At 51.7% G+C, this 15111-nt stretch carries 9 protein-coding genes; all 9 read right to left on the bottom strand.

The features are described 5' to 3' along the window. Positions 1-35 precede the first annotated feature (35 nt). Positions 36-917, bottom strand: coding sequence for a UTP--glucose-1-phosphate uridylyltransferase GalU (gene galU / locus M3650_RS09335; RefSeq protein ID WP_251574076.1), 882 nt, complete (start codon positions 915-917; stop codon positions 36-38). Positions 918-1208: 291 nt separating this feature from the next. Then, a complete protein-coding gene (locus M3650_RS32270) occupies positions 1209-1385 on the bottom strand; it encodes a DUF3502 domain-containing protein (RefSeq protein ID WP_369011102.1) in 177 nt (58 codons plus the stop codon). Then, a complete protein-coding gene (locus tag M3650_RS09325; protein WP_251574073.1) occupies positions 1324-2772 on the bottom strand; it encodes an extracellular solute-binding protein in 1449 nt (482 codons plus the stop codon). The genes M3650_RS32270 and M3650_RS09325 overlap by 62 nt, the downstream gene beginning before the upstream one ends. A 135-nt stretch (positions 2773-2907) precedes the next feature. Beyond that, positions 2908-3789 (bottom strand): carbohydrate ABC transporter permease, encoded by an 882-nt coding sequence (locus tag M3650_RS09320; protein ID WP_251574070.1) that lies wholly within the window; start codon positions 3787-3789, stop codon positions 2908-2910. 85 nt (positions 3790-3874) lie between these two features. Further along, positions 3875-4825: an ABC transporter permease gene (locus M3650_RS09315; RefSeq protein WP_019424781.1), complete on the bottom strand. Its 951-nt coding sequence runs from the start codon at positions 4823-4825 to the stop codon at positions 3875-3877. Between the two features lie 170 nt (positions 4826-4995). After that, complete coding sequence (locus M3650_RS32265; RefSeq protein ID WP_251574068.1) at positions 4996-7440, bottom strand: helix-turn-helix domain-containing protein; 2445 nt, start codon at positions 7438-7440, stop codon at positions 4996-4998. Between the two features lie 812 nt (positions 7441-8252). After that, positions 8253-9500 carry an ABC transporter substrate-binding protein gene (locus tag M3650_RS09305; protein ID WP_251574066.1) on the bottom strand — a complete coding sequence of 416 codons (1248 nt, stop codon included), beginning with the start codon at positions 9498-9500 and terminating at the stop codon, positions 8253-8255. 732 nt (positions 9501-10232) lie between these two features. Continuing rightward, entirely contained in the window at positions 10233-12758 is a 2526-nt protein-coding gene (locus M3650_RS09300; RefSeq protein ID WP_251574064.1) for a U32 family peptidase, read from the bottom strand. 264 nt (positions 12759-13022) lie between these two features. Then, positions 13023-15029, bottom strand: a complete 2007-nt coding sequence (locus tag M3650_RS09295; RefSeq protein ID WP_251574062.1) for a stalk domain-containing protein — start codon at positions 15027-15029, stop codon at positions 13023-13025. Positions 15030-15111 lie beyond the last annotated feature (82 nt).

Below are 15111 nucleotides of genomic sequence, written 5' to 3'. Positions count from 1 at the left end.
CTGTTACAGGTGCAGATGTACTGTCATATTACAATTTATTCCGTTCCCTCATACTGCCCAATCATCCGTTTCATATAGTCCAACAAATCACTTTGCAACTCCGGCCGCTGTAACGCATAATGCAGCGTCGTCTCAATAAAGCCAAGCTTCTCCCCTACATCATGGCGATGTCCGTCAAAGTGATACGCCAATACGGTTTCTTCCCGCCCTAATTGGGCAATCGCATCGGTAAGCTGGATTTCTCCGTTCACTCCTGCCTCCTGCTGTTCCAACAATCCAAATATGCGCGGTGTCAGCACATACCGCCCCATGATGGCCCAGTTCGACGGGGCCTTCTCTTGTACTGGCTTTTCAATGAGCTGCTCCGCTTTGAGAATGCGTTCATGAATAAGCGATCCGGCAACCACACCATAGCGGGATACCTGTTCCCACGGCACCGGTTGGACGCCAACGATGGACGATTCGTATTGCTCATACACTTCCAGCATCTGTTTTAAGCACGGCGTATCTGCTTGGACGATGTCGTCACCCAGCAGTACGGCGAACGGCTCATTGCCGATAAACTTGCGGGCGCACCAAATGGCATGCCCCAGTCCGCGCGGCTCCTTTTGACGAATGTAGTGAATGTCCGCCAGCTCTGACGGCTTTCGCACCTCTTCCAACAGCGAGAGCTTATCCTTCTCGCGCAGCATGTGTTCGAGTTCAAACACGTTGTCGAAATGGTCTTCAATCGCCCGCTTTCCCTTTCCTGTGACGATAATGATATCTTCGATACCCGATGCAACGGCCTCTTCCACAATATATTGAATAGTCGGTTTATCCACTATTGGCAGCATCTCTTTCGGCATCGCCTTCGTCGCTGGGAGGAAGCGTGTGCCGAGTCCCGCCGCAGGAATGATCGCTTTCCTGATTTTCATGTTTACCTCCATATCCATCAGTAATCCGTTCCAAGTACTCCCTGTAAGTATACATGAATCTAAAGGCTATCTGCACATCGATCTTATGTATCTCTTCCAAATTGTATGTAGCAACAAGCCGGAGTTATTACATTCAAAAAAAAAGCAGAACTCCAACGTCCGAAGCCCTGCTTCACCACTCTATCCGTTTACAAGCTACTGATTTCCATACAGCCAAAACATCAAAGCTCTACATTACTTGAAACCACTTGCTTGTTCGTCCTCTTTCCCTACTATTTATCACTCTCTATGTCACTTCCCTGTCTTCTTCCTCCACTCATCCAACTGGCGCTGAATTTCCCCCAGCACCTTATCAATCCCCGCCTGCTTGCGCTTGTCGATGTACTCCTGCAAGTGCTTCACTGGATCAACCGTGCCCGTATCCAGGCCAGGGCCGTATTGGTCGTTCACAGCTTGAATGTTGGCCATTTCCGTCAAGACGGGCTGCGGATCGAACGTGAAGCCGAGAATCGGCGAAGGGCGGGCGCTCTCGTTCTCCTTGATCCGTCTGATCGCGCACCTCCTGCGACTGCCCTTCACGCAAGAACGCTTTAAACGTGTTGCCGAACACCCACGTCTGGATCGGGTCATACCCGCCGCCTTCAATTGGCTTGACGGTGTTCTCGTTCACTTTCTCGTAATGCTTGCCCTCCACCCCGAACGAGATAAGGTTGATAAGCCGCTCATCCTTGTTCAACAGCTCGAGGAACATGAGCGCCCGTTCTGGATTTTTCGAATTTTTGCTAATCGCCTGCATCGATTGGATAATCGTATTCTTGCCGACATACGGCTCCGTCAGATGGACGAGCGCAATGTCTTTGCCGCCGAACGCGGCCTTCTCTTCGATATCCCGTCCCGGCTTCAAAACATTATGGAAGACAGACGCGATCTTGCCGACCTTCTTCAAATCATTCACACTCTTCAGGTTCGCCGCATCCTGGTTAATAATCCCCTTTTTGAACCAACCGTGCATCAATTCGGTATATTCCTTATACTCCGGCGTCTGGATGATGTCGACCGCCTTCAATTCCTTGTCATCCTGATAAATGCCGATAATGGCATGATTGTTGATGAACTCCAACCGGTTAAAGGAGTTTTTCATAACCTCGAAGGAACCGCCGCGTGTCAGCGCGAACGGGATAATGCCGGGTTCCCCGGTTTTGACGGCAGTCAGGAACGGCTCCATGTCTTTGACTTGCTTAATAGAGGCCGGATCAAGCTTGTACTTGTCCGCATACTGCTTCTGTACAATGAATCCTTCCCGGTTCGTAATCGTCTGGTAGTTCAATATGCCGTACGTCTTCCCCTCCACCTTCAGCGCTTCCCAGACGACGCCTGGCAGCGTCTTCTTCAATTCGGGCATATGAGTGTCGATTAAGCCGTCCAGCTCCAGAAATGCCCCTTTGCGCGCGTTCTGCGCATAGTCGAACATCCAGAACGAAGTCCAGGCGATGTCAAAGTTCTCGTTCGACGCGACCATCGTGTTCAACTTCTGCGCGTAGCTGCTGTTCTCGATTGGCTTCAGCCGAATCGTCGCTTGAATTTCCTTCGTCGTAATGTCGTTGATCGCTTGCTCGACCGTCTTCAAGTCCCGCTGCGTGTTCCACTGCGGATAGTACCAGGTCAACTCAACCGGCTCCAGCCCGCCACTGCCGGACGCTCCAGTGGATGTCTCGCTGGACACCCCCTTGGCGTCGCCTTTATCAGAAGAAGCTCCACCTCCGCCGCACGCATTCAATAGCAGCATAAAAAGAAGCAGCGTAACACTCCATATCCTCCATTTGCCGCGTACATGATTCCCGTCTTGCCTCTGCATGTTCATTCCCCCATATCATTAACGTTCTATACTTTTAGAAGTCGTTCAAAAAGCCCCTTTTGATCATGAACTTTTAATCTCATTAACCCTTCATGCCATTAACACTTAACATAAGGAACGAATCCAGCCTTCGCCTTATTCCTTCAAGGAACCAATTGTAAGCCCCGCCACGAAGAAGCGGCGGAACAGCGGAAAAATAAACATCATCGGTCCCGCACCCACAATCGCCAAGGCCATGCGCGCCGACATGCTCGGGAACTTCGACAGATCAACGAGGCCGTCGACGTATTGCGCATTGTTCGCGATAAATTCAATCGAGCTCATCGTGCGGTACAGAAGCAGCTGCAGCGGCACCCATTGCTCGTTGTCAATGAACAGCAGCCCAAGCCACCAATCATTCCAATATGCAAACGAAATGAACAAGCTGACTGTCGCCAATGCTGGCGCCGACAAAGGCAGGATGAGCTGAAAGAACATGCGCCACTCCCCGGCCCCGTCCATTTTTCCGGATTCAATCATCTCGTGCGGCAGCTTATCCATGAACCCTTTCATAATGAGCACATAGAACGGATTCAACAAATAAGGAATAATGAGCGCCCAGACCGTATCCTTTATGTGCAAATATTTCGTCACCAACATATAGAACGGAACCAACCCGCTGCTAAATATCATCGTAAAAAAGACGTAGAACGTCAGCATGCGCCGATACTGGAAGTCTTTGCGCGCCAGCACATAGCCCGTCATCGCCGTCAGCAAAATGCTGGCCAGCGTGCCTGCTATCGTCACCAGAATCGTCACGCCATAGGCGCGGATCAGATCGACCGGATATTGTAATATAACCTCATACCCTTGCATGCTGAACTCCTGCGGAAAGAATGAGTAGCCGGATAAAATAAGCTCCTCCTCTGCCGTGAACGAGGCGGACACTACCAGCCACATCGGCGCGATAATCGCGATGCTAAGCACAAGAAAGATCCCGTGTATTACACCTCTTGACCAACTCCATTTCCGTTCCATCCTGCCCCCTCCTTTTTCTGCGCATCGAAATCCGAAATTCGAAATTTAAAAACCACCATTCATGCTGCTTGCATTAGTTACCTCGTCACCACATCGCGTTATCCCGATTGATCCTCCGCACGAGCGCGTTTGCGGAAATAACCAAAACAAATCCGACAACCGACTGATACAATCCCACCGCGGCTGTCATGCCGATATCGCCAATATTTTTCAAGGAGCGATACACATACGTGTCGATAACATCCGTCGTCGAATAGAGGAAGCTGGAATCGTTCGGAATGAAATAGAACAACCCGAAGTCCGCGCGGAAGATTCCGCCGACCGCCACAAGGAACAAAATAACGACGAGCGGCATCAGCATCGGTATCGTAATCTTGGTGGCCAGATGCCACTTGGAAGCGCCATCAATTTGCGCCGCCTCATAGTAGCTCGGGTGAATCCCCAATATGCCTGCAAAATAAATAAGAGCGGACAAACCGACCGATTTCCATATATGGAACAAAGGCAAAATAAGCGGCCACCATTTCGATTCCTGATACCAGGCGACGGGTTGTTCGCCCATGGAGAGCGCCAGCTGATGCAGCAGCCCTTTGCCCGGTTCAAAGATGGCTAGCGCGATGTAGCCTACCACAACCCATGACAGCAGGTGCGGCAAAAAGAGCACGGTCTGGTACATCTGGATCCGCCGTCCCATAATCTCTCGCAGCAGGATGGCAAGCAGCAGCGCGCAGACCGTTGTAAGCAGGATGAAGGCGCCATTGTACAGCACCGTGTTGCGGGTGATGATCCATGCTGTCTGTGAAGTAAAGAAGAAGGTAAAGTTGTTGAATCCATTCCAATCACTCCCGAAAATACCTAAATCGTATCGATAGCTCTTAAAAGCAATGACCAATCCAATTAAAGGGAGATAGCTGAAAATGAGCTTGAACAAAATAGCCGGAGCACTCATGACGAGGAGCGAGCGCTGCCGTTTCATCATTTTCCATTCATGCTTCCATTTTGAAAATCGTTTCGCAGGCTGCATCACATTCAACATTCCTCCTTTTTCGGCGTTCACGCCAAGCTAAAGCCTCATCTCCAATGTAAAAAAGCGGGCTAGGCCCGCTCAACCGTTCATATTAAACTCGACTCCTCAACCATACTGCTCAATTCGAACTGAACTGCTCAATTCAGCTTCGAGGGTATAAAAAGCATCGTCACCGCGCCTTACAAAGCATCCGAATCACTCAAGGCTTGAATCGCTTGGCGGGTGCGGCACTGCTTCGGCGTACCGCCGAACTTTTGCTTGAATCGCTTGAAAAAGTGACTCTCCGTCCGGTAGCCGACCTTCTCCATCACTTCTGCAATCGTCAAGCTGTCGTTCATAAGCAGCTCCATCGCCCGTTGCAGGCGAACATCATGCAAATAATCCAAGTAGCTTATACCTGTGCCTTGGCGGTAGACACGGCTAATATAAGCAGTGCTCAATTGCAGCGCATCCGCCACTGCAGCCAACCCGAAATCAGGGTTCGCCAGCTCCACCCGCGCCAAATCCTGCATGGCAGCGACGATCGCTTGTCTGCACCGTTCCTCCTCCTCTTCTGAAGTAGGACGGATTTGCTCCAACCAATGTTCCAGCACACCTCGGGCTTGCTCTAAATCGTCAGCCTGCTGCAGCTCTGTTTTCAAATTACGCCATTGTATAAATCCCGACGACTCCGACTCTTTGCCGTAGCTAGCCCGTTCCTGCCAGACCGTGAACAACTCCAAGGCAAGCAGCAGCAGCGCCGAGCGAACCATATCCGGCACACAGCTCCGGGCCGTATCGAACCAATCCGCCAACGCATCGTCCAGCTGCGCCTGACGGTTCATCCGCATTGCCTCGCATGCTTTCGTCGTGCAGCGCGTGAGATCACGCTCCTTCACCTGCATCGTGAAGCTGCTCGTCGCATGATGACGCAGCAGCCCGGAATGGATGACGACACCCGGTCCGTAGACGAACCGGTACGTCCAGCGTTCATCCACCTGTTGCTTGGCGTCAGGCACCTCCTCAATACCGCCAACGACATCGCTGATCGCCACGGTGACCAAGACCTCTTTAAAGCGCCCATCAGACGCCGCCCGGCTCTGTTGAGCTGCCGACTCAAGCAGCCGCTCTGCCTCAAGCTCCGTTCCAATAGCCGCTGCGGGAAGGGAGAACCAGAGCAGCTCCTCGCCGCTCCGTTCCGGCACCGAAGTCATGCGCCAACTGTCAGGCAGCCTTCGGACAATCTCTTCCTTCACCATCTCCAAGAGATCTTCATCCTCGACCGCTGCTTCATGTGTGTCAGCATCCGGCTTCGTGACCGAAATGCGCGCGAACAGATAAGGACCATCTGTAATTTCATGCCATTCGCGCAGCCCGAGCCACTGTTGAAAGTCGGCCGTATCGCCGCGAATATCTCCGGCAATCCACTTCCTCAGCTCTGCCTGTACGGCCAGTGGCCGATCCTGCTCGACGCGGTTATGCAAATGCTCCAGTCGGGACATCATACCGCGGTACATCTGCTGCAGCCAGGAGAACTCATCCTGGGTCTGCGAACCTCCTCGAGGAGACAGATTCCATTGTTGTACGAGGCGGGATAACGGACGATACAGCTTCAACGCAAACAAATAAGAAATGACAACCGAAGCGAGCAAGGTTCCCCCGCCCACGGCCACGAAAGTAAAGGCCAACCGATCCATGCGCGCAACAATTTGCCGATACGGCTGCATTTGATACAACGTCCAGCTGTAAAATTCCGTCGGCGCATAGCGAATAACCATCTTCCCCTGAGCAGAAGAATGGACGAAGGAACCGGATTGGCCTGGATTATGGTGGACGTCCTCGTACGCAAGTGCAAAGGCTTCGTCCGTTCCGTTACGCAGCCCCTTCCGATCGCGGTCCAGCCTTCGTCCGTCTTGATCGAACACGATGCCGTCAGGGGTGCCGATGAAAAATTGAGAGCTTTTAGAAAAAGGCCCGCTGTTGACAGACAACTGCTGAAACAACCAGCTAGGGCGAATGAACAGTAAGATGGAGCCAGGCTCTGGATGCGAGGAATTTCGGTAGGTAACGGAAAAATCAAATAATCCATACAGCAAGCTATCGACTTGTTCAGCTGTGCCGGAGGCATTCGGAACCGAGAAAGGCATCAGCTTGAAGGAGGCGGGATCGGACAGAGTCAATTGCTGCAGAACAGCGTCCCTTTCACCGCGGGCATTTTGTTGAATGACGGCGCTCGTGGAGAATAACTGCTCAGACGGCCCGTTATATAGCGCAATCGATTCCAAATACCCCGTTGCGTTCGCGATTTGCTCCACCTTGCGCATCTTGGAGGCAATTTCGATAATAGATAGCTCTTCCCCATGCATCAGCGTATACACTTCCGGGTCAACGTATAAACTCATAATTAAATTTTTAAGCGTGTCCCCCATGAACGTGAGCTGCGCATTGAACTGCTCCCTTTCCTGCACATATGCTTCCTGCTGCATGTCCAGCGCGGAGGAGTGAGCGACGATATATAGAGAAATGGTCGTAAATACCAAGGCGCATGTGACCAGGACGACCAGCGTGCGGATGAGACGATGCTGATATAGACTGCGACCTTTTGCAATCGCTTTCAATTTATGAGGGAAATTCCATCTCTTCACCACACACAACTCCTTATCTCTAATAGCTCCTATCATCCCCTTTGAAGTCTACTCTTGTTGATTGCTGTCACGTATTGCCGAAAAGAACCAAATATTCATGTAGTCTCATTTTACACTCCGATCGAGATCCAGTCTACGGTATCCTGCACCGCTTTCCTTCACTGCAACCTCAACCCTGTTCCCATTCCGAGGCGCTAATGCTTCTTATTATGGGGATGATATTGCCGGTATTCGCAGTTCGATGCTATTCATCCCTCTTTCTCCTCTGCTAAGAGAAAACGAAGAGCCGAAGAACGGGTTCTATCTCCGGAGTCCCTTTGTCTCACCACCCCTGCATTGGATTTCGTACAGTCAAACAGCCACATAAACCTCCTAACGGCGGGTTCCATTGGAATTCATACAGTGGTTTGGCACTCATTCCGCAGCAATCGCTGAAAAGCAGCCAGATCCGCTGGACAAACTACAGTCCAAGCGCCATTTAGCCGCCGCATCTGTACATTCCACTGTACATGTTCCAATAGGACTCCACCCACCCGCAGAAAACAATGTGTTAAATGAAAACACTCCGCACAACACCCGAGAATGACACAAAAAAAGAACCCATCCTGCGGAAGGATAGGCTCTGCTTTACTCTTTTACGAACTTTTGCGACGTCCACACAAGTTTGATCTTATAGCACAGCAGACTGCTCCTGCTCCATCACACATGCATTATTGGTTATGGCGCAGCAAACTGCTCCATAGCCGATTGAACATCATGCTGAATCCCCTCCAGCGCCGCAGCAACCGTCAGCTTATCCGCTAACGCCTCCCCTAAATATTTGCCCGCGCTTTGAACTGCTCCAACACCGGCGGAGGCAGAAATCGCAAATATTCCACAATGTTATTGTTCGTTTGCTCCAGTTCGTAAAAAGCTCCGATGTCGGGATGCTCCAGCTTTTCTGACAAAGACTTGCGCGCTGGCAGCTCCTCTGTATTGGAACGCATCATCAATTTACCGTATGATTCACTTGAAATCGTCTTTATAAATTCCCATGCCGCCTTTTTATTTGCAGAGTTCTCACGAATCGAAAATATTTCGTTCATGCTGATGCCGTTCCCCATGCTCGGATTGTCTGGGTGCACAGGCATGGAGACTACACCCCATTCGAATTCATCAAACGGCTCCTTATTGGCGATTAACGTTCGCAGCAAATCCGACCGTTCTACTGCCATGGCAACATTACCGTTCAAGAAAGGATAATTCCTTTTAAGAATGCCGTTCTTGTCCATTCTGTCCGGTTCCTTTTGCACCCCCGCTTGATAGCAGGCTCCGGATTTTATGCATGTCATCGTCTTTTCAATCACCTTATGCCAAGCGTCTGTATGAAGTGTAAATTGTTCGCTCACCGGATCGTAAATAGACAATCCTCCGCCCTCTCCTATATCCAATGCCATCATAAAGGGACTCATGCTATACTTGTGATACAATCCGAACTGCGGCTGTTCTTCGTTCACGTTCGATGACGGTCTCGCGAACCGTTCAGCCATTTGAAATATTTCATCCCAATTCATATGATTTTTCGGCAACGGAATTCCATGCAATTGAAATATGCTCTTATTATAATAGAGACCGATTCCGCTAAAAGTAGAAGGTAACCCGAACAGTTCGCCACTCTCCTTGTCCTTAAGCGCAGCGAGCACCGCAGGGACATAATCATCGAGACTATAGCCATCTTTTCTGATCAGATCATCTATTGGCTCAAGCATGCCTTCTTTCACAAGAACCTTATAAGTATCCAAGTCTGGCTGTATAAGGTCAGGCTGTTTATCGCGGATCACCTTCATCATAGAATCAACTGGGGCTTTGCCTGGATTAAGCTCATCTTTAAGTGGAATAACTTCGATATTATAGTCAGGATGATTTGCAAGGAACAGGTTTCCGTGCTTTTTAAAAAAGCTTTCTTCATCCCAATAGAGAACCCGTAATTGCGGATTGTCAATTTCCTGCTTCACTGTTTGGCACGCTGTCAATAGAACAATAAATGCAGATACCAATATTGTCTTTATGATTTTTTGCATTATGCTTTCCCCTATCGCTAAACAAATGAAATATCTACTCAAACTCTCACCAAACGTTATCCGTTCTACCGCCATTCATTATGCTTTCAAGCTTCACAGTTGAAAATATTGAATACCGATCCATCTTAAGCAACATGATATCCCATAAATCCGTATTTTTCCATATATCTTTTGTGATTCCCGCATTTGCTTACAGCAAATTAGAAACTCCCTCCTGAAAAGCTCCATCGAGGCCTTGTTCCTTTCATACAATAGCGCATTCAGGCAGAAGGAGAATCGCTCCATCCGCCTCTTTGCTTCATTCTCCCCTTCCATCAGGAGACGGCACGCCCGCCCAATGACTCCTCTGGTTCCACTGCCATCACAAGCGGCCGCTTCATGACATGATATACGAAACGACCCGTGCCTTATCCTCAACGTTATCCCTCCTGACTGTAGGGGAGAACGGACATAAGGGCCATTGCACCACGAAAGCCAACAACGTATTCTCGTTTGAAAAAGAAAGGGCGGCTTCCATTCTGAATAAAGGGGAGAGTGAGGCAATGGATGGAACAGGCATACCTTTTCCGGGAAGGGTAAAGAGAGGAGATGAAATTCGTTTTGTCGCTTTACAGAAGAACTTAACCATTCCTTAATGGCACAACAAGAACCCGAATGAATGTACAGTCTCACTCACTGCACTTCCATTCGGGCTCTCATTTTCGCGTTCTATTTATTCATGCTTCGCTAGTCTTACTTCACCAATTGCCCGCGGGTCACGCCGAGCTGATTCGTTGCTTTCAGCTTGCGCCACACTTCAGTGCCGTTAATCTCGCCGCGCAGCGCACGTCCGTACAGGTCAATGACCTCGTGCACCTGTTCTGTCGTCTCTTCCAGGAATTCAACGCGGTATGAACCAACGCCAAGCTCAAGGAAATGCGTCAAATATTCCGCACCAGACTGCTCGATCGCGTTGTAGACCGTGTTACGGCAGCCTTCATCTACCCGGACCGGGTGGGACATGCCGATGCGGTCGCGCAAGGAGACGCGGTGCTCCTCGCATGGACGGCCACAGTTCGTGTAATCCGTTCCTTCGCTCAGGAACGTGCAGTATACGCAATGCTCCGTATGAAACATCGGCATATGCTGGTGAATGACGATTTCTAGCTTCGCTGTATCTGCATGCTGCAGCATATCCACCATTTGCTGAATGTTCAAGTCATAGGAAGGCGTGATGGTATCCAGTCCTGATTGCGCGAATAGCTCCACGGCCTTATGATTGGCCACGTTCAAGGAGAAGTCGCCAATCAGCGTTGGGAACGGCTCACCCTTGGCGGCCGCTTCCGCCTTCGCCTGCACGTAGAAGTGCAGCGCTCCCGTGTTCCGAATGAGCACAGCATCCGGCTTCAATTTCAAAATATTCCGGTGGTAGCCGTTCTCGTTCGGCATATGAATGCGCGGCGTCACGAGCGCAATTGGCTTGCCTGCAGCACGGCATGCTTCGACAGCTGCCGGGAACTGCTTGATGAACTCGAAGTCCGCGTAGATTAACGCGGCCTCCGCCTTCACCGCAGCCTCCACCTGCTCAAGCGAGCGGCACAACGCCGTCAGCTGCGCGCCGCCAAATGGCACGGCGACATGCTCGTTCACGGCATCGCCGTACACTTCGGTGTCGCGCTTCACGTATACCGGCGGCTTCGGACGCTCGCCAGCCAACTGATCGACCGCGTCGCGGCGAATCGCGTTCAGCTCGCGCATCGGTACGATGACGTCGCCCTCAAGCGCCGCCTCCAGCCGCTCCAGCTGGTACACCGTTCCGCCCAAGCGGCCGAACTGCTCCTCCAGCAGCGCCGAATCCATCGGGCGCTTCTGCGCCACGTCGAGCTCAAGCTCGGAATCGACCTGCACGGTCGTTCCCTTCTGCACGTCGGTCCACCACGTGCGCAGCGGCTCGCCAGCGCGGCCTTCCACGCGCACATGCACCGGGAACACCCGATACGGCTTCTCCGTCTCGAATGTCGCGCGCATGCGCTTCTCCAATGCCGGGTCGCTCGTCTTCCAGATGCGATCTCCGACGTGAACCCGGCGCAAGTCCACATCCTGCCGCCCCGGCACGATGTCGACGAGCCAGCCTTCTTCCGCCTCGCCTTCCACCTTCACGCCTTTGCGGCGCACATCATATACGCGTCCGCCTTCTTCCTTCTTCGTCGGATCGCCCGCATCGAAGCCGATGCCGTCGCCGCGCTTCAGCGGAGCTTCCAGCTTGCAGACGACACCATCGCGCAGCACCTGCTGCACCGTGCCGAGATAGACGCCGCGGCTCTTCGGGAATGTCCCGTCCACGAGCTGCTTGTTGTTCGTCCCCTTCAGGAAGCCGTGCGTAAAGCCACGCGAGAAGCTCTGCTGCAGCTCGCGCACGTCTTCCTTCGTCGGCCCCGTCCAGCGCCCGTCGAAATAATCGTCGATCGCCTTGCGGTACTTGCTCACCACGTTCGCCACGTATTCGGGCTGCTTCATACGGCCTTCGATTTTGAACGACGTTACGCCCGCTTCAATCAGATCCGGCACGATATCGATCGCCGCCAAATCCTTCGGCGACAGCAGATACGTCACATCTCCCATCGGGTGATGCTCCCCATCCACCATCATGTCATAAGGCAGGCGGCATGCCTGCGCGCATTCCCCGCGGTTGGCGGAACGTCCGCCCCACATCTCCGAGGTCAGACACTGCCCGGAATACGATACGCATAGCGCCCCGTGCACGAACACTTCCATCGGGAGCTGCGCCTGCTCGCCAATCTTCTGAATCTGCTTCAAATTGTTCTCCCGGCCGAGCACGACACGCTCCATCCCATAAGGCTTCGTGAACTCCGCCGCCTCGGGAGACGTAATCGTCATCTGCGTCGAGCCATGAATCGGGAAATCAGGCGAAATATCGCGAATCATTTTGACCAGACCAAGATCCTGCACAATGACCGCATCCACACCCGCATCGACGCAAGCCTCAATCAACTCTTTCGCGTCCTCCAGCTCATTTTCGAACACCAAAATATTAAACGTCAAAAACCCTTTGACCCCATAGCTGTGCAAATAAGCCATAATGTCAGGCAAATCATCCATGCGAAAGTTATTGGCGCGCGCCCGGGCATTAAATTTCTCTACCCCAAAAAATATCGCATCCGCGCCGTTCGCCACCGCCGCCCGCATACAATCCCAATCGCCGGCCGGCGCCAACAGCTCTATATCTCCACGCGTTATCCCCTGCTTTATTGTAGTCATGCTCATCCTCCAAGCTAAATTCCTCAGCGCCGCAGCATGGGCTGCGTATCTATCTCTTTTTTTCTGCTGAAGATGCATAAATAGTATAGCGATCTTTGCGCCGAAACTCCAGTAAAGGCTAGAACTTCCTGATGCTCTCCTGAAGCGGGCCAGCGGGCGATCAACAAAGCGCCCTATCGGACAGCCACTCAAGCCTTCCGAAGCGGGCGCTTCCTCTCTTTATTCCGTTTCAATGATTGCCCAATGCTGCAAATAGGCTGTTTCTTATTTGAAAGTAAAGGACTTGGTTGCCTGCTTCAAACTGTCCATCAGTTCAGGTGTCATAGACGCATCATAAACCGTATACAGAACTGTATACACGTGACCGTTATCGGCGACTAATTGCATGCGGGTCGTATACGGTGCGTTAATGTCCACGTCTCTGCCCGTCAACTCGACCAGATAGGCCGACTTCCCCTGCAGCGTCGTCTTTTCCTTTTTCACAAAGTGAACCGTGTCATCTTCTAACAGTACTTCTTCCCAACGAGCCAACGCTTCATCTACCGTTCGCGCCTCTTCGATATAGATGAAGAAATTGCTGTTCGGCAACGAGTAGCTGGCAATTGTGCCTTCGCCGAGCTTATCCTCATAGCCTTCCATAACATAATAGTTGGCGTCGTGCAGCCACCATTCAGGTATTTGCACAGTAAAGCCGAACGGCTTCCCGTCGCGCTGCACAGACTTCTCCCAAGACATCAGCCAGTTTTCCCCCGAAGGGAGCGCGTTCAAGTCGTCCTGCTTCTCCTTCATCTTGCCGTCCACACGCACCGAGGCGAGAATGCGGTCACCGACTCTTCTATCTTCCGCATTATCCTGTCCATAGAAAGACACCATATATTGAACGCCCTCATCCATCGCGATGAGATGCATGCTCAAGCTCCAATCCTGCTCATTATAGCGGTGCTTATATACGCTCAACTTGGCTAAAGTCCCGTCTGCCAAGGAAATGTCCTTGGTTTCGACCAACTTCACATATTCCGGCTTGTACAGCTTCTTCAAGTAAGCTTCATGCCGCTTCACCAAGCCGTCCGGCGTCATTCCCTCTTCCGCCGTTCCATAGTAATATTCTACACTTTTCCAGTCTCCAGCACCCGCCAGCACGCGCGGTATCCCATACTCTTTGTACCAGTCCACTGGAAAATCAACAGACAATCCTTCTCCCCACAACTTCATATGACGATAGCCATCCTTAACCGTGCTCACATTCGTAATCGTACCCTGTCCTGCTGCATAGCTCGGACGGAATGTATTCAAGAAAGGCTCATATTGAAGCAGCTGCTTCGACTGTTTTGCCGCATCATCGAAAATCCGCACGACGTACCGTTTGCCATTCGCGCTAAACACCCGCGTCAGATACATCCCATCTCCGTCATCAGAGACGCCTTGGGCATAAGCCACCCCTTCCAGCTTCCCGGTGCGCTGATATACTAGATCTCCTGCATAAATCACTTCCGTCTGCAAATGTTCCATTAACTGCTTCTCGGTCGCCACGCCTTGGAACGCACTCGTCAGATGTTCCAACTCGCCTGAATTCCAGTCCGTCACTTCCACTTGCGCCACGACAGAACTGGATTCATTGCCGAGCACGACCACACTCTCTGTTGGCGATGTCACCTCATAGCTCCAACCTTGCGGGAGCACCATGGACCACAGGTAATAGGAGTCTCCGATACGCGGCGTCGTTGCGTTCACATGAATCGAAACGGCAGCCAACGGATCAGGTCGCTTCCAGCTCAGCACCATCGTCTGGTCTGAATCCGTCTTGCAGGTTGCCCCGAATGCTTCCGCTATCTGCTTAAGCGGCACCATCGTCGTTCCATTCACCAATTCAGGCGCGACCAGAAGCGTTGTCAGCTTCCCGTTCAGCATAGCCTGCTTCTGACCGATTCTCATGCGGATGGAAGAGTGGTCATTGGTTAACGTTACCACATCGCCCGTTTCCAGCTTAAGCGACGCATCGAACGCGCGTGTAAAAATGCTTAGCGGCACCATCGTCGTGCCTTGCTTCACATAAGGCTTCACGATCGTGATCGCTTCTCCGTTCAGCAATGCATTGGTGCTGCCCGTCTTAAAGCGCAGTTGATTCTGGATCGCCGCCGTTGCAGCAGCTGCCGACACCGGAGATGCCGTCAACCCCAATCCTCCTGTTACCATCGCTATCAGCGTCAGAGCCACAATGGCTGAGCGGATGCATTGACGCGGCCTTTCTTCGCGGAACGTCGTCGGCTCCATAAAAACACTCCCCCTAGAATAATTCCAGTTGTAAAAAGTGTTGTATTTACCTGTCTTATTAGCGATTCTTTTTATTTCTACG

Source organism: Paenibacillus sp. MER TA 81-3, assembly GCF_023713585.1.
GTDB classification, from domain to species: domain Bacteria; phylum Bacillota; class Bacilli; order Paenibacillales; family Paenibacillaceae; genus Paenibacillus_B; species Paenibacillus_B profundus.
This window is presented reverse-complemented; position numbering and strand designations above follow the sequence as displayed.

What these genes read in the sequence shown, in the direction of transcription:
- galU (WP_251574076.1), bottom strand. Translation starts at nt 917, where the DNA reads ATGAAAATCAGGAAAGCGATCATTCCTGCGGCGGGACTCGGCACACGC.
- M3650_RS32270 (WP_369011102.1), bottom strand. Translation starts at nt 1,385, where the DNA reads ATGGCCAACATTCAAGCTGTGAACGACCAATACGGCCCTGGCCTGGAT.
- M3650_RS09325 (WP_251574073.1), bottom strand. Translation starts at nt 2,772, where the DNA reads ATGCAGAGGCAAGACGGGAATCATGTACGCGGCAAATGGAGGATATGG.
- M3650_RS09320 (WP_251574070.1), bottom strand. Translation starts at nt 3,789, where the DNA reads ATGGAACGGAAATGGAGTTGGTCAAGAGGTGTAATACACGGGATCTTT.
- M3650_RS09315 (WP_019424781.1), bottom strand. Translation starts at nt 4,825, where the DNA reads ATGTTGAATGTGATGCAGCCTGCGAAACGATTTTCAAAATGGAAGCAT.
- M3650_RS09305 (WP_251574066.1), bottom strand. Translation starts at nt 9,500, where the DNA reads ATGCAAAAAATCATAAAGACAATATTGGTATCTGCATTTATTGTTCTA.
- M3650_RS09300 (WP_251574064.1), bottom strand. Translation starts at nt 12,758, where the DNA reads ATGACTACAATAAAGCAGGGGATAACGCGTGGAGATATAGAGCTGTTG.
- M3650_RS09295 (WP_251574062.1), bottom strand. Translation starts at nt 15,029, where the DNA reads ATGGAGCCGACGACGTTCCGCGAAGAAAGGCCGCGTCAATGCATCCGC.